Source organism: Pararhizobium sp. O133, from assembly GCF_051669845.1.
GTDB lineage: Bacteria > Pseudomonadota > Alphaproteobacteria > Rhizobiales > Rhizobiaceae > Pararhizobium.
Map to the genome: position 1 here is coordinate 236,121 of NZ_CP196427.1, position 25,490 is coordinate 261,610.

The 25,490-nt window shown below is 62.2% G+C and carries 14 protein-coding genes and 2 pseudogenes; 4 read left to right on the forward strand and 12 right to left on the reverse strand.

What is annotated here, in order from left to right; genetic code table 11:
• Window positions 1-249: 249 nt before the first annotated feature.
• Both ACST81_RS23575 and ACST81_RS23580 read left to right on the forward strand, forming a co-directional pair.
• Window positions 250-705 (forward strand): annotated as a pseudogene (locus ACST81_RS23575) (dihydroxyacetone kinase subunit DhaK); the annotation flags it as partial.
• 270 nt (window positions 706-975) lie between these two features.
• Window positions 976-2,233 (forward strand): annotated as a pseudogene (locus ACST81_RS23580) (dihydroxyacetone kinase family protein); the annotation flags it as partial.
• Between the two features lie 16 nt (window positions 2,234-2,249).
• Here the strand turns inward: ACST81_RS23580 and ACST81_RS23585 are convergent.
• From ACST81_RS23585 to ACST81_RS23635, 11 genes are all read right to left on the reverse strand, one after another.
• The gene (locus ACST81_RS23585; protein ID WP_438754558.1) at window positions 2,250-2,801 is read right to left on the reverse strand and encodes a glutathione peroxidase; all 552 of its coding nucleotides are present in this window, start codon (window positions 2,799-2,801) and stop codon (window positions 2,250-2,252) included.
• Between the two features lie 62 nt (window positions 2,802-2,863).
• Complete coding sequence (locus ACST81_RS23590; RefSeq protein ID WP_438754559.1) at window positions 2,864-5,044, reverse strand: cellulose synthase; 2,181 nt, start codon at window positions 5,042-5,044, stop codon at window positions 2,864-2,866.
• Complete coding sequence (locus ACST81_RS23595) at window positions 5,041-6,090, reverse strand: glycosyl hydrolase family 8 (RefSeq protein WP_438754611.1); 1,050 nt, start codon at window positions 6,088-6,090, stop codon at window positions 5,041-5,043. Before ACST81_RS23595 ends, ACST81_RS23590 begins: the two co-directional genes overlap by 4 nt.
• Entirely contained in the window at window positions 6,090-8,453 is a 2,364-nt protein-coding gene (locus ACST81_RS23600) for a cellulose biosynthesis cyclic di-GMP-binding regulatory protein BcsB (RefSeq protein WP_438754561.1), read from the reverse strand. Before ACST81_RS23600 ends, ACST81_RS23595 begins: the two co-directional genes overlap by 1 nt.
• Window positions 8,450-10,636, reverse strand: a complete 2,187-nt coding sequence (gene bcsA, locus ACST81_RS23605) for a UDP-forming cellulose synthase catalytic subunit (RefSeq protein ID WP_438754562.1) — start codon at window positions 10,634-10,636, stop codon at window positions 8,450-8,452. Before bcsA ends, ACST81_RS23600 begins: the two co-directional genes overlap by 4 nt.
• A gap of 105 nt (window positions 10,637-10,741) precedes the next feature.
• The gene (gene bcsN, locus ACST81_RS23610) at window positions 10,742-11,668 is read right to left on the reverse strand and encodes a cellulose biosynthesis protein BcsN (RefSeq protein ID WP_438754564.1); all 927 of its coding nucleotides are present in this window, start codon (window positions 11,666-11,668) and stop codon (window positions 10,742-10,744) included.
• Window positions 11,669-11,853: 185 nt separating this feature from the next.
• Entirely contained in the window at window positions 11,854-13,875 is a 2,022-nt protein-coding gene (gene pbpC / locus ACST81_RS23615) for a penicillin-binding protein 1C (protein ID WP_438754613.1), read from the reverse strand.
• Window positions 13,876-13,937: 62 nt separating this feature from the next.
• Window positions 13,938-19,391 (reverse strand): alpha-2-macroglobulin family protein, encoded by a 5,454-nt coding sequence (locus tag ACST81_RS23620; protein ID WP_438754566.1) that lies wholly within the window; start codon window positions 19,389-19,391, stop codon window positions 13,938-13,940.
• 233 nt (window positions 19,392-19,624) lie between these two features.
• Window positions 19,625-21,019 (reverse strand): FAD/NAD(P)-binding protein, encoded by a 1,395-nt coding sequence (locus ACST81_RS23625; RefSeq protein ID WP_438754568.1) that lies wholly within the window; start codon window positions 21,017-21,019, stop codon window positions 19,625-19,627.
• Window positions 21,020-21,247: 228 nt separating this feature from the next.
• Window positions 21,248-21,640: a hypothetical protein gene (locus ACST81_RS23630; protein WP_438754569.1), complete on the reverse strand. Its 393-nt coding sequence runs from the start codon at window positions 21,638-21,640 to the stop codon at window positions 21,248-21,250.
• A gap of 154 nt (window positions 21,641-21,794) precedes the next feature.
• Window positions 21,795-22,526, reverse strand: coding sequence for a GntR family transcriptional regulator (locus tag ACST81_RS23635; RefSeq protein WP_438754571.1), 732 nt, complete (start codon window positions 22,524-22,526; stop codon window positions 21,795-21,797).
• Between the two features lie 230 nt (window positions 22,527-22,756).
• On the opposite strand from ACST81_RS23635, the gene ACST81_RS23640 reads away from it, so the two are divergent.
• Both ACST81_RS23640 and ACST81_RS23645 read left to right on the forward strand, forming a co-directional pair.
• Entirely contained in the window at window positions 22,757-23,770 is a 1,014-nt protein-coding gene (locus ACST81_RS23640) for an SIS domain-containing protein (protein WP_438754573.1), read from the forward strand.
• Window positions 23,771-23,854: 84 nt separating this feature from the next.
• A complete protein-coding gene (locus ACST81_RS23645) occupies window positions 23,855-24,667 on the forward strand; it encodes a PfkB family carbohydrate kinase (protein WP_438754575.1) in 813 nt (270 codons plus the stop codon).
• A 63-nt stretch (window positions 24,668-24,730) separates the two neighbouring features.
• On the opposite strand, the gene ACST81_RS23650 is transcribed toward ACST81_RS23645, so the two are convergent.
• Entirely contained in the window at window positions 24,731-25,480 is a 750-nt protein-coding gene (locus ACST81_RS23650; protein WP_438754576.1) for an amino acid ABC transporter ATP-binding protein, read from the reverse strand.
• Between the last annotated feature and the right edge of the window lie 10 nt (window positions 25,481-25,490).

Here is a 25,490-nt window from a genome sequence, read left to right on the forward strand (position 1 = left end):
GGACTACCTTCCAACGGAATGAGAACGGCTGGGGCGAGCTTAGGTTCCAGATCGATGGCATGCGCATGACGGACAGGTCAGTTTTGCGGTTCTGATGCCGTCGCCGGACTATAGCACATCCGTTTGCGCCCGGTGCGGCAAGCGTCCGAGCGATCCGTCCGCGAACTTTATGGCGATCGAGGGCTTCCGTCGGCGCGGCAAATCGCGATTATCTGAGGCAAATCCCGCCTCGCGACCAAGGACACTGTCATGACCACGATCTTCGATGCCCCAGAGGACTTCGCCACCACCGCCCTGGCCGGTTTCGCGGCGATCTACAGCCGCTATGTCCGCCATGTGAAGGGCGGTGTGGTTCGTTCGACAAGGGTGCCGAACGGCAAGGTCTCGGTCGTCGTCGGTGGCGGCTCCGGTCATTACCCGGCCTTTGCCGGTTATGTCGGCCCGGGTCTTGCCGATGCCGCCGTGGCCGGCGACGTCTTCGCGTCCCCTTCGACGGCCGCCGTGGCGCGCGTCTGCCGCCATGCGGATCGGGGTGGCGGCATTCTACTCGGTTTTGGCAACTATGCCGGCGACGTGCTGAATTTCGGCGTCGCGGCCGAACGGCTGCGGGCCGAGGGAATCGACGTGCGGATCGTGCCGGTGACGGACGATGTCGCGAGTGCGGCGATCGAGGACAGTTCCAAGCGGCGCGGCATTGCCGGCGACCTAGAGCATCGTTCTCTTAATACGATCCATTCTGTTGGCTCAAAACGGCCGATCCACAAGAAGGATGGCGCAGAGCGATGCGACATCCATCGGTCCAGCCATCCGCCGCAGTGGGCGGCCGTTTTCAGCCAACCCGAAGGGCTGGATGAATTTTGGCCACGACCGGCGGTGGCCGTCTCAACCGCAGCTTTTGCTGCGCTTTTCGCCAGCCGCCTTGGTTCTGGCCAAAATTCCTTCCAGCAGAATGGGGCGTACTAAGGGAACGACGCTCTAGTGGTCTTCAAGATTGCCGGTGCGGCGGCGGAAGCCGGCATGAACCTCGATGAGGTCGAGCGTGTCACGCGGCTTGCCAACAGCCGCACGGTCTCCTTCGGCGTCGCTTTCAAGGGTTGTACGCTTCCCGGCGCAGCCGCCCCGCTCTTTACCGTGCCGCAGGGACAAATGGCGCTCGGTCTCGGCATCCACGGCGAGCCGGGCATCAAGGAAGAAAAGATCGTTTCGGCTTCAGATCTCGCCAGGCTGCTGACGGGAAAGCTGCTCGCCGAACGTCCCACCGGCACTAAGAAAGTCGGCGTCATCCTCAATGGCCTCGGCGACGAAATACGAGGAACTGTTCGTGCTCTGGACGACAATTTCCAGCCTGCTGACGGAGGCTGGACTGGAGACGGTGGCGCCGGAAGCCGGAGAATTCGTCACCAGCCTCGACATGCAGGGCTGCTCGCTGACGCTGCTCTGGCTGGACGATGAACTGGAAACGCTCTGGTCCGCGCCCTGCGATACGCCTGTGCTGCGCCGGGGCGCCTCCTTTGCCACGGAACGCGCCATCGATATGCCGGAAGACGTGGATGCTCAAACCACATTTGCCCCGGCCTCCGAAGCATCGAAGACGGCGGGCGCGTGCATCGCAGGTCTGCTGACGCAGATCGCCGCAGCCTTGAAGGACGCCGAGGACGAGCTTGGCCGCATCGATGCACAGGCGGGCGACGGCGATCACGGGCAGGGCATGCGCCGTGGTTCGGCGGCAGCACTGGAGGCCGCCAATGCCGCAGTCGCGGCTGGAGCGGGTGCCGCGAGCGTTCTCGCCGTCGCCGGCGACGCCTGGGCCGACCGCGCCGGCGGAACCTCCGGGGCGATCTGGGGATTGCTGCTACGCTCCTGGAGCAATCCGCTGAGCGACAATGAAGGCATCGAAAAGGATGCGATAGTCAAAGGCGCACGGCTCGCACTCGATGGCGTTGCCCGCCTCGGTCGGGCGAAACTCGGCGACAAGACGATGGTCGACGCGTTTGTACCGTTCGTTGACACGCTCGAACGGGTAGCTGCCGGTGGAGCATCACTGGCGGAAGCCTGGGCGGCGGCGGCAGACGCAGCGACTGTCGCGGCAGACGCCACATCGGCGCTGACGCCGAAGCTCGGCCGCGCCCGTCCGCTTGCGGAGCGAAGCATCGGCCATCCCGACGCCGGCGCGGTGTCGCTGGCAATGGTCGCGCGTGTCGTGCGGAATTATCTTGCCCGCACCGCCCGTTGATATTCCTGTTGGCGCGTCAGGTGCGGCGCGCCAGTTCCTTCTCGATCGCCGTGACGAGCCGGCGATCGTCCGGCGTGACATCCGGGGAAAAACGGGCGGCGACCTTGCCGTCACGGCCGATCAGGAATTTCTCGAAGTTCCACAGCACGTCGGCCGGATCATCGGCGACGACGCCATAACCCTTCAAGCGCTCGCGCATCGGCCCCTCGCCGATCGCTTCGGGCGACGTTTGCGTCAGGGTCTGGTACAGCGGATGGGCGGTCGCGCCCTTGACCGAGATCTTGGCGAAGATCGGGAACTGCACGTCATAAGTGCTGGTGCAGAATTCGACGATCTCGGCCTCGGTGCCCGGTTCCTGCCCCATGAAGTCGTTGGCCGGGAACGCCAGGATGACAAGGCCTTCGTCACGCTTGGCTTCGAACAGCTTTTCCAGTCCTTCATATTGGACCGTCAGCCCGCATTTCGAGGCGACGTTGACGACCAGCATCACGCGGCCGCGATAGGCTTCCAACGTCGTCTGGCTGCCATCCACTGTCCTGACCGGGATATCCAAGGGGGACGATGTCACGATTTTCCACTCCGCTGCGATAACAAGGACAAGCGATCATCCGGCCAAGCGGCGCGGAGCAATCAATTCTTGTCGTTGAATATCTGGTAGAGGATGCCAAGTCCACGCTGACCGTCGCGATTGCCGACGGCTGCCAAAGCTTCAAACACCGTGCGCGCGTCGGCATAGCGCTTCAGCTTCAGATAGGCATAGCCACGGAGCGACAGGAGGTCCGTCCGCTCCGGCCCGATCTGCTTCAACTGATCGAGAACCAGGAGTGTTTCGCGCGCGCGGCCGGCATCGAATGCCGCCACGGCCTTATCGGCCAGGATGGCACTCTGCAACTCATAAGCGCGCTTGCGGTTCTGCGGCGCCTTGACGGCGGAGACGGCGGCCTTGCTTGCCAGCCCGGCGCGCAGATAGGCGAGGCTCTGGCCATAGGCCGCATCTTCGCGAGTCTTGGCGGACGAGCCAAGCAAGCCGACCTCGAAGGCGGCCGCCGCTTCCATGGGCCTGTTTAGATCCATCAGGCACCAGCCGCGCGCCAGCGCCGCTTCCGGAGCCAGCGTTTGTGGGTTGACGGTGGTCTTGCAACCACGTCCGGTGCTGACCGTCTTGCGCGGGCGGGTGCGCTCGATGACGATCTCGGCTTCCCGCGGTTCTTCAGAGACCACGATGGTACGGGCGGGCGCACGCACTTGCCGACGGACGACGGTTTCCTCGACGGCCGGCACTTGCAACGTCGTCTTCTTTTCTTCCGGCTCCTCCACTTCGCCGACCCTGGCGATGCGCTCAGAGCGACCGGCCCATAGGTGCTGGATTTCCGCGAGGCCTTTGGCATCCTCCACTTGGAGATAGGTGACGGCAAGGCCATAGGCGGAAGGTTCGTCGTCCAACTTCCAGCCGAGCGCGGTCTTGAACCACTGGATCGCCGTCTGCGGCTGGTTGAGCGCGCGCGCATACCAGCCGAATTGCTGGGCGGTCGCGGCATCCCGCGACTTGATCGTCTCGGCGGCGATGCGCTTCAAGACCTCGGCCTTGATCGACACGGGAGGATCGAGCGCCAGGAGGTTTGCGGTCGCCGCCAGATAGACCGACTTTGCATCTTCGGAGGTGTCACGCCACCGGTACATCACGTCTTCCGCATCGAGCGGAACGCCGCGATCGATCAGCACAAGCGCAAGCCCCTGCGATGCCGTGGCGGAATCCTCCTTGTCACGGGCACGGCGGAACCATTTCTCGGCCTCTTCCATGTCGCTGCGCGGCAGGTGATACCAGCCCAGCAGCAGCGCGTCGGACGCCAGTCCGCCGGTTTCGGCGAGCCGTTCGACGCGCGACAGATATTCCGGCGAAACGACGAGCTTGCCATCGGCATTCGCTTCGGCAACGAACCGGCGCGCGAGATCGTCGCGGATGCCGTCGAATTCCTTCGTGCCATCCGGCGTCGTCTTTTCCTTGGTCAGAAGCGTTTCGACATCCCTGGCAGGAAGAATGGCGGCGGCTTTCTGGACTGTCGCCAGGCGCTCCGCGCTGTTCTGACAATTGTTGAGAATGTAGGTATAGGCGTCGGTAGCGCGCTGGGCCTTGTCGGTGCGATAGAATGCTTCGGCAACGCGCCAGAGTACATCGACTTCGCTGCAAGTCAGGAGGCTCGGCGTTTCCGAACCGATCCTGACCACGGTCTCATATTGTTTCAGGTCCGAGGCATTGATCAGTCGTGTGCGGGCTTCCGCGACCGTCAGCCGGTCGATCAGGTCGGCCGGCGGTTTCCAGGCGGGTTCTGCCGCCTGCCGGTCGGCGATCGCCTTGCGCACCTCGGTATAGCGGCCTTGGGCGTAGAGGTCCCACATGGATTCCAGCTGTTTGTCCTCGTTCTGAGGAATGGCCAGCGGATCCTTGGGCGGCGTCCAATCTGGGTAAAGCGCCTTCAGGCGAGAAATTTCGGCCTGCAGCCGCACCGTATCGCCCCGACTTGCAAAATAGCGCAGGGCGCTCTCGTCTACTTTCTTGTCCATCGCCGCGGTGACGACGGTATCAACGGCGAGCTGGGCCGGACGCTTGATTTCCTGGAAGACCGGTGCCGGCTTGTTCTCGGTGGACTGCGCGACCTGCTGTTCGATTGCGCGCGGCAAGAGCGGTGTCTGCTCCGCTTCGTCCGCAGACGAAAACACGCTCATGACATGCTTCACGTAGTCAGGCTTCTTCATGCTGACAACGCCGACGGCAATAACCGCTGCTGACAATGCGATGAAGGTCGACTTCATAAGCACTCCGGCTGCCTTGCAGCGATGAAAGATAACCCCAGCAAGTGGAGCGTCGAAGGATAGTAAAGCGTCGGCGTGAACTGCTGGAGATCTGCCGGTAGCGCGGTCTTGTCCGCTACACAGGCCAGAATATGGTTAACAATTCGATAACCCGGATCGGAAAGGTTGTCCTTTACGTTTCCACTTACTAAATCAATAGTTGTGAATGTGCCGTTTGCACCGGCCGTTTGCCGGCGAAAATGGTCGAGCAATTGCCGGTCGGTGATACCGGCGCGCACGAGATAAAGCGGGATACGCAGGGCGTTGTAGCCATACTCCGCCGGAAAGCCCGCGGCAGGCTTGGGCGGCGATGTCAGGGAGACCCAATCGGCGGGCAGTTGTTTCGGGCCGAATCGGAACTCACCGAGAAGTGCCACGCCGTCGTCGCGCAACTTTGCCCATTCCGGCGACGGCGCGAGCGTGTCGAGGACCGGAAATGCCTCGAAAATCCAGTAGGATGGATTGACGACCGGGCCGTCCTCTCGGTCTGCGGCGGAGAACCCGGTGGCCCCCGGCAGCAGCACGCTTCGTCCGCCCTGATGGAGAACTGTCTTGTCCAGGATGGCGCGGGCGATGCGGGTCCCGGCCTGGATATAGTCCGGCCGCGACCATTGCTGGCCGGCGAGCCCCAGGGCATAGGCGATCAAGATATCGCCGTCGGTCGCGTTGTTGATGTCGGTGACATGCGGTTTCGCGCTCAGATTCCATTTCCACGCGGCAAGGCCGTCGTCGCGCAGCAGCAGTTCGGTCTGCGTGAAGGACCAGATCAACGCGAAATCCGACGGGCTCCCGGCAAGGACCGACAACAGCAGCCCATAGCCCTGCCCCTCACTATGGCTGATGCCGCCATTGCCGTCATCGATGATCCGGCCGGCGGGGTCCAGGAACTTCGCCTTGTAGGCACTCCATGCCTCGGCGGCGATCACGGGCTGTTGCGCCACCGCCGGAGCGGTCGTCAGGCAGAAGCTGAACATGCCTGCAAGAAGGACTGCAAGCAGTTTTCCCATCATTTCCGCCTTCCGAGATTGGTCAGTAACGCAGCGGTCGCAAGTCCCAGCAGAACACCGAGTGCCGACAGCAGCACGGCGTAGGAGAGGATGTTGGTCGATAGCCAGTTGGCCGCGATCAGCCGGTAATTGGAGAACGATGCCGGCTGGGTCGGGATGAAGTTGAAGGCGTTGACCGGAACCGTCCCGACGGTTTTCTTGCCGCGCTGATAGGTGGTGATATGGCCGGCAAGCTGCGACCAGTTGGAAAGCGTGCTCAACGCCTCGACGCCTTCGTGCAGGTCCCGACCGCTGGGTGCGGCGATCACTGACCATGTGCCCGTGCCGTTCGGGCTCGACCCTTGAGCGATCAGCAGCGAGGCTTCGTTCGACGGCGTGAAGCTGCTCTCGGAAGTGGGCGCGAAACGCAGCGACGCGAACGAGATGTCGAAATTCCGCTTGACCCAATCCTCGAAGGCGCCGATCTGACCGCTCCACAGGCCGCCGCGCAGCTTATCCCGCCATTCGTCGAATGCGGTCTGCGTATCGACGCCTCCGTCTTGACCGCCGGGGTCAGGTCCCCATGTGTTGCGGGCCGCTTCCGCGATGTTCATCTGGGTGAAGACCACTTGCGGCATCTGCGAAAGCGAGCCGATGAAGATCGCGCTTCTGTTGCCGATCAGAGCCGGCGATGCGACTGTTTCGACCTGGATGGGATGACCGGCGGCCACCGCCATGCGCCCGAGCACCGTCGCGGCCGCGGACAATGTGTCGGCGTCGATCCGGTCGATGGAGAGCGGAATGGCTCCCTGGCTCCGGTTGTAGGGAAAGCCCGTCCCCGACAGGGCGGCGAGATTCGGTAGCTGTCCGATCCGGGCAAAATCCGGCATGTGGAATTCGGACGTGTCGAACAGGGCGAAGCGCGGCGTATCCGAGCCGGTCACGCCGGGGGCGCATACCTCGTCGTCCTCGGTTTCAAGGATGGCCTCGATCACGATCGTGTTCACGCCGGGGCGGAAATGCCGCATCGTCACGTTGATCGGCAGATGCCGCAGAATACCGCCGCCGGAAGATGTGATTGGAACAGTGGAGGCAATCGAGCCGTTGACATAAACGTCGATATGGCTCCCCGGCAGCACCGTTTCGGAATAGGCGGCATCGAGCAGGATGACGGCCGTGCCATAGGCGTCCGCATAAAAATCGGAGGGAATGCCAACGGTGAAATCCGTGCGGAACCTGCGACCGGAAAACTGCTCCGTCTTCGCGCCAAGTTGGGAAAAGCTCAGCCGCGTATCGCCGAACAGGAACGGGGCATCCGGGAACCGCCAACGCTGCGTCGCCAGAAAATCGCGGCGCGTGGTGCCATCGACATCCATCGGCGCGACGATGCTTTCGATCGCGGTGCGGATGGCTTGCCAGGTCGGACCGCTCAGCACGAGGATTGGTGATCCGGTTTTCGGATCCGGGACGAACCCGGCAATGGGCGCCGAACTGGCGCCTGACGGCAGGGAAGAGAGGAGCGGCTGGATTTCGCCGGGCGTGCCGACCAGAACCGTTATTTCCCCCGGCTTGGAGGCCGGCAGGCCCTGTGTGTCAAAGGAAAAGGCCTGGTTCGGCATGTTGGCAAGCAGCGCCAGCCCTTGGGAAAGCCGCATCAACGGAATCGTCGCGCCGGGCTGTTCCAGTGCCGGCACGACGAAATTGAAGCGGGTGAAGCCGCCCTCATCGACGCCGATTGCACGGATGTCGTCGAAGCTCTGCAGAGCCTGCGCGGAATTGTCGGCGAAGCTCAGATAGGTTCTTTCGGCCTCGATGTTCGACCAGAGTTCATACGTCGATTGCACCGTGCAGTCGGTGCGGTGGCGCTGGTTGGAACGCAGCCGGATCAAGTTCGAACCGGGCTTCAGCAGCCCTTTCGGCAGGTCGAGACTGAGGTCGGAAACAGAATCCGGTGAACGCACGGGCTCATCGACGATCCTTGTATTGTTGACCTCGACGGAAAGCTGCGACACTTCCGGCGCGACGACGATCGAATTCTGGTACCCGATATTCAGCTTCGTGCCGGTCGCGGCTTGCTGCGGCGTCAGGTAAACCGACCAGGTCCGGTCGTCGAACTCACCGGCCAGCCCCAGATTGCCGTTGGGAAGAATAAACCGCCGGAACGGCTCGGCCGTCGCCGGCTGCACGATGGGGGTTTCCGTCACGCTCACAGCCGGCGTTTCAGCCGCGCCCGCGCCGTCCGCCGGAACGGTCACCGCCGGCGTGTCGGACATCGGACTGTCGGCCGGCCTTTCGGGCGTCATGTCGAACGGCAACGTCTGGGCATGGATCACAGCGCCTGAAAGCGCAAGCAGGGCGAAAGCCAGGAGAACGGGACGTCTCATTTCCTGGCCTCCGTCAGCTTGCGCGCCTTGTCCCGCGCGCCCGGATTGCTGAAGAAATAAATGAGGCCGCGCGTGGTCTGGTAGAAGGCAAGGCCGAAGAACCAGACGGTGCCCCGGAACAGGCCGGGATTGCCGCGACGCGACAGCTGAAACTGGGTCCATTGCTGCGAATTCGCGAAGATAAGATCGGCGACGAGGCTGTGATGGCGCGCCACTTCCGGCAGGTAGAGGCAGCCGATGGTGATGATATCGCCGGCAACCTGGGTGTTGCGGATCGCCACCGGGAGTATTTCCTCGATGTCGCCGCCATGGGTCTTGAAGCGGATCAGCCCGCGCGTATCGACCGGCGGCGACGACAGGTTCTTGGCAAAGACATTGATGCGGGCGCCATTGGCGGAGACATCGTCGATCGTGGCGGGATACCATTCATCGTCAAGCCCGAATTCGCAGCGGCGCGTCACCTTGACCCGCCGCGTCGCGCTCAGTTCGCCACGTTCCGACACGACGCCAAGCGCGCAACCGGCCAGAACGAGGTTCAGCAGGTTCCAGGCACCGACCACCAGCGTGACGTCGGCCTTATAGGGCTCGGTGTAGACACGATAGACGGTCACCGCCAGCGCGAACAGCAGGACGCCGAAGATGATGAAGAACGGCCGGCTAATTTCCGACAATCGGCTGACAAGCACGGACTCGTCCTTTGCCGTCACCTTGAAGCTCGGTTTTCGTGGATTGAGGATTGCCGAGATGACCGCCGGCAACAGATGGATCGTCTGCACGTATTCGTAGAGTTCGGAAATCCATGGCCAGCGGAACGATCCATAGAGATAGTTCTGCATCATCAGGTTCACGAGCATGTAGGCAAGCGTATAGCCCAAGAACTCGCCACCGGACGCGGTGAAGATTTCCAGATCGAAGAACAAATAGAACAGCGGCGCGAACAGGAAGATCGTACGCGGAAACGGAAACAGCCAGAATAGCGTCGACGAAGTGTAGCAAAGCCGCTGCGGTATCGACAGGCCGCGCTTCAGCGGCGGAAACTTGAAGCGCAGGATCTGCATCATGCCTTGCGCCCAGCGGCTGCGCTGACCGATGAAGCTGGCAAATGTCGCCGGCTGCAGCCCGGCGATCAGCGGCCGATCGACATAGACGCTGTTCCAGCCGCTGGCATGCAGATCGATGGCGGTTTCGCAGTCCTCGGTGATGCTGACACCGCTGAAGCCGCCGGTCTGATCCAGTGCCTTGCGGCGCAATACGGCCGCCGAACCACAGAAGAACGACGCGTTCCACTTGTCGAGACCGCGCTGGATGATGCCGTAGAACATTTCGTTCTCGCTCGGCATGCGCTCGAAAGTCCGCAGGTTGCGCTCCACCGGATCGGGATTGAGAAAGAAGTGCGGCGTCTGGACGAGGAACAACTTCGGATCGTCTTCGAAATAACCGACGGTCTCCAGGAGAAAGTCGCGGGCAGGCGCATGGTCGGCGTCGAAGATCGCCAACAGTTCTCCCTGCGAATGCGCCATGCCGTTGTTGAGGTTGCCCGCCTTGGCGTGCTCGTTGCGCTCGCGCGTCAGATAATTGACGCCGAGTTCCCTGCAGAGCTCCTGCAGGTCATGGTGGCGCGCCTTGGCGCCCTGATCCTCGAGCAGATTGGCTGAGTTGCGCTTCTGCACCGTGCCGCCGTCATCGAGCAGCCAGACCGTCAGCTTGTCAGCCGGATAGTCCATTGCCTTGGCGGCCGCCAGCGTGTTGGCAAGAAGGCCTTCATCCTCGTTATAGGTCGGCACGAAGACGTCCACACTTGGATATTTACCCTCGGATGCGGCGCGCGACGGGCGCGGCGGCAAAGGCATGGCGACGACGAACAGACTGAGCGCCAGCATCATGACGCTATACATTTCGGCTAGATAGAGCAGGAAGCCGGGAATGAAGTTTTCCGGCTGGTTGAGCGGCGGCAGCGTGCTGGTGGTGCGCCAGTAGACATAACGCATGACGATCGCCGTACCGAAGGCAAGCGCGGTCAGGCGCCAGGTCCCTTCCGCCCGCAGGATCTTGATGACCGCCATGAAGGTGACGACGGCGATGCTGGCGATCAATTGGGTCTGCAGGTTGATCGGCAGACTGACCAGAGCCAGCAGGCAAAGGGACGTTATTCCCCAGAACAGAATAATGCCGACTTTGCGCATGGTTGCTGCCTTTCACGAAGCCGACCGGTAAAACATGCTGGTCGACGGTAGTCTGAAATGCCGCGGCGACTCGAACTGCCGTGGACAGTCAGCACTATGCCGAGTCTACTTGCACTGCGTGGCGCCGCCTGACTGTGTCACACAGTCTGGAGACGGCACAACGACTGCATCTATATCCGTGGTTGTTGGTAAAGGAATGGTTTCTTCAGCGACCGGCTGTTTCACCGCCTCCACCTTTTTGACGGTTGGCGCAGCGCGAACCTGTCGCACGACAACACGCGGCTCCGGCTCGTCCTCGGTGAGGGACGGCGCGTTTCGTAGCGCGTCGGTCTTCGGATAGATCGGATTTCCGGTCTGCCCCAATGTCGGATCGACGCTCGGCGGTTCACCATAGGGATTCCATCCGGGAGCACTGAAGCCGGCCCGGATCGTGTATCCGTACATGATCGCCAGCAGCTTCTCTTCGCTCGCATCTTCCTCGCAGATGCGCAGGCGAACCTGGATCGTGCCGCGATTCTGGAAGACGGTTCTGGCCGCCTCCGGCGAGCGGATCTGCTGCCAGGCGTAGAGGCAGGAATCGTTCTGGCGCCCCTTGCCGAAGGCGTAGCTGAAGGGGCCGTAATTGTTCTGCAGGTAAAGCGGCGACTGGCGAAGCGCCACGCCCGGCAATTCCCGGCGCATCTCCTTGGCGATGTCGGTGGCGCGGATCGACGAATAGCGCAGCGTCTTGTCGCTGTCGCGCTCGAACCCGACCGGGCCGAACAGTTGCACCCGCATGACGTTCTGGCCAGGCGTCGAGGCGGAAGTGAAGAGGAAGATGTCCTGCTGCGTCGCATTGCTGAAGCGCCGTTCGACGATATTGACGATGGCCGGCCCACCGGGTGGCGGCATGGCAATCGCCGTATCCTCGGAAACGGTGACCGCGCTGTCGGTCATCCGCACGCCTTCGCGCGCGGCGCAACCGGTGAGAACCAGAGTCAGAGCAATGCCCGTGAAGGCGGATCGCGAGAATGAGACGTCTGGAAAAGCCAAAAAAACTCCGTTTATTCCCCGGAAACCGCCGGTGCCGAATCGTCTTTTCGAATCACGACACGTCTAATCATCGCCACTGTTAAATCATGCGACCGCGTTCGTGAATCCCAATTCATGAAGGGTTACAATTTGGAGTTGCTAACTTACGGTGTGATTGCTGGGTGAACGCCAACCTTCGGATGTCCTCAGTTGAGGAAAACCCGGACGGTCGCAGCCCTGCCGGCGGCGTCGATGACCGTCAATGTCGAGAAGCCGGCGCCATCCGGAACCCACTGGTTGACCCGCCGCCGCGATGTCTCGGCCAGCGGCTTCCCGTTTGCGAGCCACCGGAACGGCGCACGGCCGCCTTGCAGCTTCAAGACCAGCGGCATGGGGGAGCCCGCCGTGTCGACACCCAGCTCGACGCGGGCGCCTTCGGGCGGATAGACGATCTGCGGTGCGGCTTCACGGATCGAGGCAGAAACGAGACCACTGGCATTGAGCGAGAAGCGGCGTTGGCTGATCGGCAATTGTGACTGGGCGATGCGAACCGCCCCGGCAGGCGCGCGTGGCAAGGGCGTGATGGCGACCCCCGATTTGGCAAAGCCTTCGAACAGGATCGGCGCTGCGGTTCCGTAGCCGGTCAGTCCAGGAACCGCGCCATTATCCGGCCGCCCGACCCAGACGCCCAGCACATAGCGACCGTCGAACCCGACCGACCAGGCATCGCGGTAGCCATAGCTCGTGCCGGTCTTGTAGGCGATGCCGCGCTGGACGGCGCCTTTCGGCGGCAAGACGCCCGATAGGATATCGGCGATCTGCCAGGTGGCGACGGAATCGAGAAGCGGTTCACCCTCGACCGAGCCGGGCTCTCCCTGGATGCCATCGCCGAGCCTGACGGGCTTGCCGCGATTGGCGAGCGCCGCATAAAGCTGAACGAGGTCCTTCAGGTTGATGCCGAGACCACCGAGACCGATCGCCAGTCCCGGCGCTTCGTTCGGCGGCAGGATCGGACGAACCTCCGCGCGGCGAAAACGCATCATCAGGCGGCTCGGTCCAACGGCGTGGAGCAGTCGGACGGCGGGCACGTTGAGCGACAGTTGCAGTGCCTGGCGGATGCTGACGTCACCCTGGTAGGTCATGTCGAAATTGCGAGGGCGGTAACCGAAGAAATCGGCCGGGCGGTCCTCGATGATCGTTTCCTGCGAAACGAGGCCTTCCTCGAAGGCAAGGCCATAAATGAACGGCTTCAGGGTCGAGCCGGGAGACCGCGGCATGCGGGTCATGTCGATCCAGCCGGACCGGCTGGCATCGAAATAATCCGCGGACCCGACCTCGCCGACGATCTCGCCGGTCCGCGCATCGGCCATGACCATGGCGATCGAGACCTTGCGGCCGAACCGCGCCGCCGCCTCCCGCGCAACGGTCTCAAGGCCTTTCTGGATCGGCCGGCGCAGCGTCGTGCGATGCTGCATCACCTTCGGCTCCTTGCGCAGGGCCGCTTCGGCCAGATGCGCGGCGAAGGCCGGCAGTTGCAATCGACGCGTCGGTACCGCGAAAGACGCCGCCCGCTCAGCCTCCCCTTCCCCGATGACCGCGGAAACAGCCATGCGCTCCAGAACACGCTGGCGGGCGACCTCAGCCGCTTTCAGGTACCGGTCCGGCCGGCGCCGTTCCGGCAATTGCGGCAGGGCGACGAGGAGGGCCGCTTCGGACACGGTCAAACGACGCGGCTCCTTGCCGAAATAGGCAAGGCTCGCAGCACGAACCCCCTCCAGATTGCCGCCATAGGGCGCGTGGGTGAGATAGAGATCGAGGATTTCGGCCTTGCTGAGCCGACGCTCGATCTGCGCGGCGCGAACAAGCTGGCGCAATTTTGCACCGAAGGAACGCCCCTCGCGCGGCTCGATCAACCGCGCAACCTGCATGGACAAGGTGGATGCGCCCGACACGATGCGACCGTGGGTGGCGAACTGGTAGGCAGCCCGCATCAGCGCCCAGGGATCGACACCCCTGTGTTCGAAGAAGCGCTGGTCCTCATACGCGACGAGCATGCGGACGAATTGCGGATCGACATCGGCGGTCTTCGTCTGCAGCCGCCAGCGCCCTTCCGGCGTCGCAAAGGCACGCAGCAATTGCCCGTCGGCATCGAGCACCTCCGCCGAGACTGTGCTGGCCTCGGCAAGCGGCGGCGGATAGGCGCGATCCGCAGCTTTGATGCCGGCCATCAGGGCGACGCAGATCAGTGCGGAGCCTGTCAGTGCGGCTGGGATCTTCCACCAGATGGACATTATTCGACCGCCTGGACCTCCATGCGCCCCATGGCGGTGCGCGCGGAGAATTGCGGACGATACATGTCCTCGATGCTGGCTGCCGGATGATCGTAGGTGCCGGGCGTGACGGCCCGGACGACATAGGCGACGGTGATCGCCCGGTCATCGCCGCTCGTCCGATCGAAGGCAGCGACGAAACGATCGCTGCGGAACTCCGTATGCGCCGCCTCGACGTCGCCGATCCACTCGAAGTTCGACAGCTTGGCGCTATCGACCAGAGTTGGATTGTCGATCTCGAAACCGGCTGGCAGCAGGTCCGTTATCAGCACGCGCGACGACCAGGCATTGCTTTCGGTCGCATTGAGGACAACTACGTACCGCTCGTTCTGCTTGGCCTGGGTGACATTGGCCTCCTCGCCATCAAGCGTGTAATAGGTGCGCTGGATGCTGAAGCCGTTGCCGCCGGCGGGCAGCAGGAAGGCCGGCGCCGCAAGCGTGGTGACGACGGCGGTTACCGGGTCACTCGACTTGTTGCTGATGGTGATCGGCTGGTCGAGGACCTCGTCGCCGGTCAGGCGGGCGGAATAGCCGCCGCTGCGCGCCGTCCCATTGATATCGAGCTTCAGATCCTGGTCACCGCCCTGGATGGCGCGTGCGGCCAGAAGCGTCCACATCTGCTCCTGCGTTGAGGTATAGGACTGATGCTCCCATTCGCGGGCGACGATCTTCGACAGCTGCGGGATGATCGTCGGCACTGGACGAGCCTCGGCAGCAAGCGTCAACACGGCGGCATCGTCGCGTAGCGGCGAACCGTAGTCGGATCGGTCGAGGCTGACATTGGTCGTGGCCGTCGACATCGCCAGCGCCTGCTCGAAGATGCTCTGTGAGCGTTGCGCATCCCCGTAGAGGGCAAGGGCCGCAGCCAGATGCCCCTTCGACAGCGGCGTGGGGAATTCCGACAGCTTAGTATCGGCGTAGTATCTCAGATCGCTGATCGCAGCCTTCCGGTTGCGGGCGAGTACATAGAGCGAATAGGCGATTTCGTTGCCCTGGCTCTTGATGTCGCTGTCATAGCTCAGCGAGTTTTGCAGGTTGTCGAGCGCCTGCACCATGGCCTGATCCGGAACCTGGTACTTCTGCTCGCGCGCCCGAGTCAGGAAGTCCGTGACATAGGCATCGAGCCAGAGATCGCCAGAGCCCGGAGACCAAAGGCCGAAGCTACCGGTCGAGGACTGGTAAGAGAGCACGCGGTAGATTGCCTCCTGCACCCGCTTCTGCACATCCGTGTCCTCCGGCAGACCGGATTGCTTGGACAGTTCGCTCAGATACAACAGAGGCAGTGCCCGGCTGGTCGTTTGTTCGGCGCAGCCATAGGGATAACGTTCGAGCGACGTTAGCAGCGCCGGGATGTCGAAGGCCGCCGAGCGCGTCACGCTGATGCTGACGGCCGAGCCTTGGAGCATGCTTTCGGCCAAAAGCTCGCCATCCACCGTGAGGCTGGCATTCGGCTGAAGGGTCACGGGATGGCGCGTCGTCACCGGCAATGCGGCGGGGCGAACCGGAACGGAGACAGATTGCTGCAGGGCGAGGCCATCCGCGCTCGACAGCTCGATCGAGATGGCGGCGTTGCCGGGATGCACGCCGGAGAGCGGCAGGGTCAGGTCGAACTTCCCGTCCGGCTTGACGCTGAAGGTCTGCTGCGCCTCGGCCGCGTCCACGACGACGGCGGAACTGCTGCTCACCTTGAGGGTCAGGTCGCCAGCGGGATGATCGGTATTGGCAATGTCGAGCCGCAGTTCGGCCTTGTCCCCAGGGGCTAAGAATTTCGGCAGGCTCGCGGTCACCACGACAGGATCGCGGATGATGATATCGGTGCTTGCATGTCCGACACCGGTCTTCGACCAGGCAACGGCCATGACACGCGCCGTGCCGTTGAACTGCGGAATGTCGAAGCTGATGATGGCCTTGCCGTTGGCATCCAGCTCGACCGGTCCGGAGAAGAACGCCACCAGTTGCTCGGTCGGCGGATTTCCCTGCAGCGGCATTTCGCCGCCGTCACCGCCGGTGCGCAGCCGCCCGGTGGCGCCGAGCGAACCGTCGATCAGGCGTCCATAGAGATCGCGGATTTCGAGGCCCAACTGCCGCTGGCCGAAATACCAGCCGTCGGGATCGGGCACTTCATAGCGGGTGAGATTGAGAATGCCGACATCGACCGCGGCAACCGTGACATAGGCCTCTTCACCCACCCCTGCCCCGGCCACCGAGACCGGAATGTTCAGTGTCTGGCGCGGCAGCGTCTTTTCCGGAAGATCGATCTTGACCGACAGCTTCCGGTCGGCCGGGTTAACCGCCAGCCATTTCACGCCAATGGCGCGCATCGGCATGCGGCTTTCCTGCGCATCGCCGGGACGATAGAGCGTGGCCGTGACATAGGCGCCGGCACCGAAATCGGCCGTGATGGGAATGTCGACTTCGCCGCCGGTCGCGGGAATGGTCGCGGTCTTCGTGCCGATCAGCTTTTCAGAACCGATGGTAACCAGAACCTCGCCGGCAAAGCGCGGCGAAACCCTGAGTTTTGCCGCCTCGCCGACAGCATAGTGTTCCTTGTCGAGGGCGATCTCGAGGCCATCCGGCGTTTCGGTTGAGCTCGCAGCGACATACCAGCCGGAATCGAACTCGACGCTCGATGTCGGCCCGTCAAGATCCGCCGTTTCGACCTCGAGCCGGTAGCGGCCCCAATCGGCAGACACGGCAATCTCACCGCCGTCCTGCGTCACGTCGAGGCGACCGGTGGAGACCTGCTTGGTCGAAATCACCGGTTCGTATTTCCACGACGTTCCGTCGCGGTACCACTGGTAATCCTGCTCGACGCGCAGAAGCTTCCAACCCAGCCCGGCTTTGGCAATTTTCGCGCCAGTGGCGTCGACCGCAATGACGTGGAATTTGCCAACGGCGTTCTCAGCAAGCTCGCCGGTGAATTCCGGCTTGATGCCGATCGTCTCGCCGGTCGGCTTGACCGGCAGGCTGAGCGAGCGCTCGACGGCCCGACCGCCGGCTTCCTGCACGCGCACGGTGATCGTGGCATTGAGCAACTGCGTCGTCGAAGGCATGTCGGTCAGATCGACATCGAAGTTCGCCTTGCCGTCTTCATCCAGCGGCTCAAGGCCTTCGAGCGTCGTCCTGCTGTCTTCCGTCGCTTCCTCATCGGCAAGGCCGAAAAAGTAACCCTTGAAGTCCGGGCTTTCGCGCGTCGGCTTGAGATTGATCTCGCCTTCGAGCTCCAATCCTGCCGCAGGTGCGCCGTAGAGGAAACGACCATCGACGGTAACCGGCGTCGGCTGGTCCGGCTCGATCTGCTTCATCGTGCTGGCAAGATCGAACTCGATCCGATCCGGCACGAAGTCATCGACCTGGAACTGCTTTTCGCTGATCGCCGTGCCCTTGGGATCGGTGAAGATCTGCACCATCCAGGTGCCGCGCATGGCATTGGGCTGCAGCGGCAGGTCGATTGCATAACCACCCGCCTGCCCGCCGTCGCTGACGAGACGGCGATCTTCCACGCCATCCGGACGCATGAAGACGAAGGTCAGAGGCAGCTTCTCGATCGCCACCGACGCACTGTCACGGGCAAGCGCGGAGACATGTACCGTTTCACCGGCGCGATAAATGCCGCGTTCCGTCCAGGTCAGAATGTCGATCGCGCCGGGAGCCGCACGACCTGTGACACCGCGATCCGACAGATCGAAGCCGGCTCGGGTGAGGTCGAGGAAGACATAATCGTCATTGCCGCTCTTCGCGGTGATGACGGCTGGAACCATGGCGGCGGTGCCGCGCAGCAGGCCGGCGTCGAATGTCGCGCGGCCGTCGGCAGCGGTCGTCGCTGTGCCGAGCACTTCATTGTTCTTGGAGAGCAGCGTCAGCTCGATACCATCAAGCTGCTTCGCGCTTGCCAGCGAGCGGGCGAAAACCGAGAGCCCGTCGGTGCCTGAGAAGGTCGACAGGCCGATATCGGAAATGACGAACCATTGCGTCGCGTGGCTGTCCCATTCATTGCTGGGAGCCGTTGCCGAGACTGCGGTCAGCGCATAGACGCCGGGCTTGCGCTGCGGCAGTGCTTCATCGACCGGGAAGCTGGTCACCACTTCCTTGTTGAGGTCGGTGGCGGTGTCGATCGTGCCCTGCCAGACCAGTTCGCCATTCTCGTCCTGGATACGCTGGGCGCTGTAACCGTCAAGCTGGGTCAGGAATTGCGAGGTTGTGAGCAGCGAGGCAATATTGCGATCACCGATGCGATAGAGCTTAAGATTGGCGCTCGATGTGTTGACGGAGACGAGCGGAATACCACGCCGCGCCGTGCCCGGAAGAACGAAGCTGTCGCCGGTGAAACGGACCATGGCCGTGCGATCGGGGATATAGACGTCGAGATTGACCGTCGTTGCCAGCGGATCGTCCGTGATCGAGGACGGCAGGCCTTCGCGGAAGGCGAGCTTGTAGCGCTGGCCATGGCTCAGGCCCTCGACGCAGATCTCGCTGCCCTTGGCTTCCAACGCCTTTGGAGCAGCGCCATCAAGCGTCACATAAGGCGTATAATCGACGCCGAGCTTGACCAGCGGATCGGAGAACTGGACGCAGACGCGCGGGATGGCACCGTCGGAATCGATCGTATGTTCGGTGACGCGAAAACCTTGGCGCGAGCGCAGATCGAGATAGGCCGCGCGAACGGACTTCGACTCGGCAAGGGCAAGGCTCGCCTTGAATGCATCGAGCGACGGGCGGAAATTTTCCGAATTCTTGTAGGCGGTTGCCAATGCAGCCAACGCTTCGGCGCGCGACTGCGTCGTGCGCGATAGCTGGTAGGCGTTCAGCGCGGCGAGCGATGCCTGCACCGCAAAATCTGTGTTGCCGTAGACGCGGTTTGCCGCCTGCGCGGCTTCCAGCCAAAGCGCGCCATTGTCCGGGGTGATCGCCAACGCACCCTGGAAGGCCTTGAGCGCCGGGGCGACATTGCCGGCTGCCAGTTCGCGGTTGCCCGCAGCAATGCGGCCATAGAGGCCCTGGACATCCTGGTCCTTCAGGACCATGAGATTGTCCTTGGCCGCGCGGGCGTCGCTCAGCAACTGTTCCGTGACGAAAGGCAGCGCCGGCGGCGCGCCGATATCAGGTTCGGCCGAGGCCGCATCGGCGATCTTGCCGGCGATCGCACCGTTAAAGGTGTTCAGCTTGTTGTAGTCGGACTTGAGAAAGCACCATTTCACCTTCGGATTGTAGGTGAAGGCACGGCAGGAGGAGTCGGCGATGCACACGGTCTTGCATTCCGCCAGCGACACATCCTGCTCCGTGCGAAGATCGAAGCCGAAATAATCGCCATTCTCCGTCGTCACGATATGACGGCCGGTCTCGGCTGCGTGCGATGCGGGCGAGAATGCCAAAATACTCAGGATGATCGCAGAAAATCGGATAAACGCGCGCATAGACATAAGTCCTCCCCAACGCTGCCGTTCTGACCGGTTATACTCTTGAGACTCGCCTGGAGTTTGTCAACCGAGGATGGGCAGCGACCGATCGTGGTCTCTGCGCTGGTTAACGGTTGAAGGTCACGGTTTAATCGCGGCACAGCGGACAAAAGCGCGCCATCGGCGAAGTTTTTCAATGCCGGAAATTGCCTGTCGCAGAATGCAGGCGCGACAGGCATGTGCCGATCCGATCAGCTTGCCTGCAATTGCAGCTGCGATCGGGCGTTGATCAGGGTCGCGGCCGCATAGGTCTGCGTAACGATTTCCGGGACGAGATCGATGTCGGGAAGCGAGCCAAGCCCCAGCGGGCCGATGGCAAACAGGCCGACCGGACGCCCTCGCTCGGTCAGCAACTCGCCGGAGGGATTGACAGCAAGGCCGAGGTCAAGCTCGTCGGTGGTTGCAAGACCCGCCCGCAACAGGTCGGCAACGACCGGATCCTTCAGATCGGGCGACAGGCAACGGCAATCGATCACCTCGTCGGCAAGAAGCTTTTCCTCGCCGGACTGGCCGGCCCAGCGGATCAGCAGTCCGTCGGGCAAATGCTTGAGCGTTGTCCCGCGCCTCAGTTCCGTCATACCGCCGGCGAATTCACGCTCCAGCCGCGCATGGACGTCAGCCGGCAGGCGGTTGCGGTGGCTGTCATAGATGGCGCGCAGGTGTCGGTTGAACTGCCGCTTCTCGTTCGGCGGCAACGATGCCCACAGCGAACGGGCGCGCTTGCGCAGGCCATTCATCGCCGCCTGCCAGCTCCAGCCGTTTTCCTCCGCCTGGGCACAGGCCTTGCGGACGAAACGAACGATGCTGCGCAATTGCGACGGCATTGGCTGGGTCGGGAAGACGGCATCGGCCGGCATTCTTGTATGTGGCTGTGGCAGGAAACCGCGACGCGACAGGATAGTGACGCGGCCAGTGAAGCCACCATCGCGCAATTGCAGAACCTGATCGACGGCGCGCAAGCCATTGCCCATGACAACGACATGCCGCGACACGCCCTCCGGCTGCAGCAAGCGAATCTGCCGATCCTCACGCACTGTTTCCGCCAGGGGCTTCATACCGTAGCCGGTCGCGAGGATCACCGTGTCGTAAGCCGCCTCGGTTCCATCGTCGAGACCGAGGGTAAACAGACCATTGTCGTCGCGGCGCAGCCTGCTGATGCCTTCGTTGGACATCTGGACACTGACATCCTTACGTTGGGCGAGCGCCTCGGAAAACCGCTGATAGACATAGTCGCTGAAGGTGGATTTCGGCACGAATATCTGGCCGAACCCCGGTATCGCCGCCGAGACCGCCTCACGAAATGGCGCGTTGGCCTGCAGCCAGCGGGTGAAATCCTTCGGCTCTCCGGTCGAGACCGAAAGATCACGGGCGCGGCTGTTGAGGATTTCGGTTGAACGCGAAGTGGCAAGGGCCTGGCCGCCGCTGACGATCGGCTGCGGATCGAACAGGCGAAGCTGGAAAGGCTGGCTGACCGTCTTCAAAAGCGCGATCGCCATCATCAGGCCGGAAAAACCGCGACCGACGATGGCGATCTGCAAGGGCTCGTCCCTGAGACCGAAGGGCGGCGAAAGACCGTGTACCGTCATATCATTTGCTCCCCGCATCATGCGGCTGGATGGTTGAACCTGGGCACCCACATGCAAACGCCAAATATCCGGCATACTCTATCTATTTTGTCATATTAGACACGGAGAAGCCCCGGTTTCAAGTCGTTTTCACGCGAGGAAATTCTCTGAAATATTTCCGTATCTTATATCGCATGCCCCTGGAATCGCCGCTCCACGCGCAGCGGAACGGCGCCAATTCGGCGGATTTTACCGCGCGATATGGCTGTTGCGCGGTTTTTCCAAACGCCGGAGAAAGGCGTCGATATCGCCGTTGCTATGCCGCATCTGCCGCTTGCGCACCATGATACCCATGACACGCGCAGCCGTCGAAAACGTCATTTCGTCGAGCGGGCTGTCGCTGCTCCAGGGCTTGGTCAGGCGCTCGGTGATTGCGCTGACCATGTTGTTGGGAAGAATATCCGTGCAATCGCGCATGCGATCAAAGACGGCTGCGATCGAAACGGGCATGCCTTGATGATAGACCACCGGAACATCGTCGCCGCCGGCCCAGTCGTCATAGGTTTCAAGCGCGTCCCGAAACAGTTGATGCAGGGTAATGGGGGCATGACCTTCATGAAGGTCAGGCAACAGGTTCTTCATCTGCACATCCTCATCGTTGTTAACACGGTGCTGGTGCCGACAGAAATCGACCTGACGCGAAAATACGCTGAAGACGGGTTTGTTCCACACCGTTCAAAAAAAATTTATTCAGTTGGTCGGGCGCAGTTACCCCGCCCAGAGCGCTTTTCGACGCCTACTTCCGCACGAGACTGAAGGAGAAGTGGGTGCCACGGTGATAATCAATGGCGTGGATGACCGGGACGCCAGCGGCGTTGAAGCAGGTTTCGCGGATCAGCAGCGCCGGGCCGAAGCCGCGCAGGTCGTGGCGTTCGGCGACATCATGGGGCAGCATGACGGCCGAGACCTTGGCCGACGACATGCGGGGGCGATGGCGATACCGTTCCAGCAAGGACAGAAGCGAGCCGCTCCAGTCCACATCGAACAGGCGGGCCGGAATGATCTGCCTCGGCACGTAGTCGATACAGTACATGATCGGCTCGTCGTTCTGGAGCCGCAGGCGCTCCAGCCGGATCACCCGCTCTTCGGGCGCCAACTGCAGATGCGCGGCCGTGGTCGCGTCCGGCTCCTCCTCGGCGATGGAGAGCACCCGGTTGGCGGTCTTGTAGCCATAGTGCTGCGCCATGTCGGTGACGCTTTCGAATACCGTGATCGGGCGTTCGACGCTGACCGCGGACATGGCCGAGACAAAACGGCCGCGCCCATGCTCGACGAAGATGACATCGTCCTGTTCGAGCAGCTTCAGCGCCTCGCGCACGGCCGGACGAGAGATCTTGAATCGCTGCGTCAGCTGCGCTTCCGTCGGAAGCTTGTCGCCGGGCTTCAGACCATCGTCCTTGATCAGATTGGCAATACGATCGCGCAGCTGGATGACCAATGTGCGTGTATCGCGAATAGGCTCGTCCAATTATAACCTCTTGCTAATTAATGCCGACACCGATTGTTCTTGTCTGACAAATTCGAAAACGTCAACCATCGCCTTATGCTGCTCCAGTGCCTATCCATGGCGCCAACGCATCAATCCATGCGAAATCCGCACGACCTTGCCGTTGACAACAAAAACCTACGATGTCAGTTGTCTTACAACATAAACCTCAGTCAACGCGGCTTCACGGCCCAGCTCAAGCGAGACCCGCCATGCTCAATTTCGACGAACAACGTTTCCTGCGGATCCAGAATGGCGCCGTGGGGTTGCACGCGCGGCTCGACCAGGTGATCGGCTCCTGCCTTTCGTCCGGCGCGGAGAATGTATTCTTTCTCGGGACCGGCGGCGCGGCGATCCTCATGCAGCCGGCAGTACAGCTGCTGCAGACAAAATCACGCTTCCCGGCCTTTCACGGCCTGCCGGCGGAGCTGGTTGTCACCGGCTCGGCCAACCTGACGGAAAAATCAATCGTCGTCATGCCGTCGCTGTCGGGCACGACGAAGGAAAGCGTGGCACTGCTCGCCAAGCTCAAGGAGATCGGTGCGACCGTGCTGACGCTCGTCGGCCATGCGGAAACCCCGCTCGGCAAGGGCGGCGACCATGTCTTCGTCAATTTTGCCGAGGACGATACGTCTTGCGAATCTTTCTATCTGCAATCCCTGATCATTGCGCTCTCGATCATGAAGCACCGTGGCGAGATCACCAATTACGACCAGTTGGTGGGCGAACTCGTGCAACTCCCGGCATTGCTGCTCGAGGTCAAGCGTGCCTATGAACCGAAGGCGGAAGATTTCGCTCGGACGCTGGCGGCGTCGGACTATCACATCGTTACCGGTGCCGGAAACGCCTGGCCGCAGGCCTTCTATTACGGCATGTGCATCCTGGAAGAAATGCAGTGGATCCGTACACGCCCGGTCCATGCCTCGGACTTCTTTCACGGCACGCTGGAACTGGTGGAAAAGGGTGTCAGCGTCATCCTCTTCAAGGGAGAGGACGCACTTCGACCGCTCGCCGAGCGCGTCGAGAATTTCGTTCCGAATTATACCGACAAGCTGACTGTACTGGACACGGCCTCCTTCGAACTGCCGGGCATTTCCGCCGAGGTCCGCGCCCTGGTTTCGCCGGTGCTGCTGGCAACGGTTCTGGAGCGCATCAGCGCCCATCTCGAAGTGCTGCGCAACCATCCCCTGACGACCCGCCGCTATTACAAGCGCGTCGCCTATTGAGGCCGATCTGAAATCGCTTTAAGGCCGCGCGTGTCATAGAGGCATGCGCGGCCTTCGTCGTCGCAACCCTGCCGGGGAACCCGCATGAAAAAGCTCCGCTTCGCAACCGTCGGCGACAATTGCATCGATCGCTTCCAGCCGCCGGTCGGGCAGTCGCTGGTCGGCGGCAACGCCGTCAATGTCGCGGTCCAGTTGGCGGCGCTTGGGCACGACTGCTTTTACTTCGGCGCCGTTGGCACCGATCCTGATGGCGCAAGGACACGTCGGCTTCTGCGAGAAAGCGGCCTTCTGACCGATTATCTGCAGGATCGGACGGGCGTGACCGCCTATACCGACATCGCCGTGCTGGAATCGGGCGACCGTATCATGACCTTCGAGGATTTCGGTGTCTGCGCCGGTTATGCGCCCTCTCCTTCCGAGGTCGAAATCCTGAAAGCGATGGATCATGTCCATATCGGCTGGCTGGACGATGGTGGAGCGCTCAAACGCATGCTCTCCTCCGCCGGCATCAGTGTCTCGCAGGACCTGTCCGTCAATGCCGATCCTGAAAATCGCAGCGCCGATGGGCTGACCATCGCTTTCGGGTCTGCCGGCGAAGACGAGGGGATGGCCGATAAGATGATGGCGGACCTTCTCAGCCAAGGCGCCCGGCTTGCCGTCGTCACGCGCGGCGCGCTCGGCTCCAGTGCAAGCGATAGCTCTTACCAGGCAACAACCGGCGTTACGCCCGTCGAGGTCATCGACACAACCGGTGCGGGCGACAGTTTCATTGCCGGATTTCTATCGGCCCATATCGGCGGCCAATCGTTGGAATCCTGCCTCGAGGCCGGGCGAGACCGAGCCGCGCTGACCTGCGGCCATGTCGGCGGCTTCCCGCAGGATCCGGCTCCGCTTTAATCTCGACGCGAAGAGCATGAACTCTGACGGCGGACCTTGCGTCCGCCGTCAGAGTTTGCCTGTCTAGTGAAGCAACTGGCTGAGGAAGAGGCTGGCGCGATCGGTCTTCGGGTGGGCGAAGAAATCCTCCGGCTTGCCTTCCTCGACGATGCGACCGCGGTCCATGAAGATCACCCGGTCGGCAACCTGGCGAGCAAAACCCATCTCGTGCGTCACGCAGACCATGGTCATGCCCTCTCCGGCGAGCTCGACCATCGTATCGAGCACTTCCTTGACCATTTCCGGATCAAGCGCCGAGGTCGGCTCATCGAACAGCATGACCTTGGGATTCATGCACAGTGCCCGAGCGATGGCGACGCGCTGCTGCTGGCCGCCGGAGAGCTGGCCCGGATATTTGTGTGCCTGGTCGGGAATGCGCACACGTTCCAGGAAGGTCATGGCGATATCGACGGCATGCTTGCGCGGCAGCTTCTTCACCCACATCGGCGCGAGGATGCAGTTTTCGAGAATGGTCAGGTGCGGAAACAGGTTGAACTGCTGGAACACCATGCCGATGCCTCGGCGGATCATATCGGCCTTGCGTTCATCGTCGTCGAGTTCGACGCCGCCAACGAGAATATGGCCCTGCTGATGCGCCTCCAGCCGGTTGACGCAACGGATCAGCGTCGATTTGCCCGAGCCCGACGGTCCGCAGATCACCACCTTCTCCTGCGGCGCGATCGAAAGGTTGATGTCGTCGAGCGCATGGAACTGGCCGAACCATTTGTGGACGCTGCGCAGTACGATTTGCGCGTTCTGCATGGAAGGGTTCATCGATGTCTCC

Coding starts and splice junctions, on each gene's coding strand:
- ACST81_RS23600 (WP_438754561.1), bottom strand. CDS start 8,453: ATGAGACGTCCCGTTCTCCTGGCTTTCGCCCTGCTTGCGCTTTCAGGC.
- ACST81_RS23645 (WP_438754575.1), top strand. CDS start 23,855: ATGAAAAAGCTCCGCTTCGCAACCGTCGGCGACAATTGCATCGATCGC.
- ACST81_RS23620 (WP_438754566.1), bottom strand. CDS start 19,391: ATGCGCGCGTTTATCCGATTTTCTGCGATCATCCTGAGTATTTTGGCA.
- ACST81_RS23595 (WP_438754611.1), bottom strand. CDS start 6,090: ATGGGAAAACTGCTTGCAGTCCTTCTTGCAGGCATGTTCAGCTTCTGC.
- ACST81_RS23590 (WP_438754559.1), bottom strand. CDS start 5,044: ATGAAGTCGACCTTCATCGCATTGTCAGCAGCGGTTATTGCCGTCGGC.
- pbpC (WP_438754613.1), bottom strand. CDS start 13,875: ATGGCCGGCATCAAAGCTGCGGATCGCGCCTATCCGCCGCCGCTTGCC.
- ACST81_RS23630 (WP_438754569.1), bottom strand. CDS start 21,640: ATGAAGAACCTGTTGCCTGACCTTCATGAAGGTCATGCCCCCATTACC.
- ACST81_RS23625 (WP_438754568.1), bottom strand. CDS start 21,019: ATGACGGTACACGGTCTTTCGCCGCCCTTCGGTCTCAGGGACGAGCCC.
- bcsA (WP_438754562.1), bottom strand. CDS start 10,636: ATGCGCAAAGTCGGCATTATTCTGTTCTGGGGAATAACGTCCCTTTGC.
- ACST81_RS23650 (WP_438754576.1), bottom strand. CDS start 25,480: ATGAACCCTTCCATGCAGAACGCGCAAATCGTACTGCGCAGCGTCCAC.
- ACST81_RS23640 (WP_438754573.1), top strand. CDS start 22,757: ATGCTCAATTTCGACGAACAACGTTTCCTGCGGATCCAGAATGGCGCC.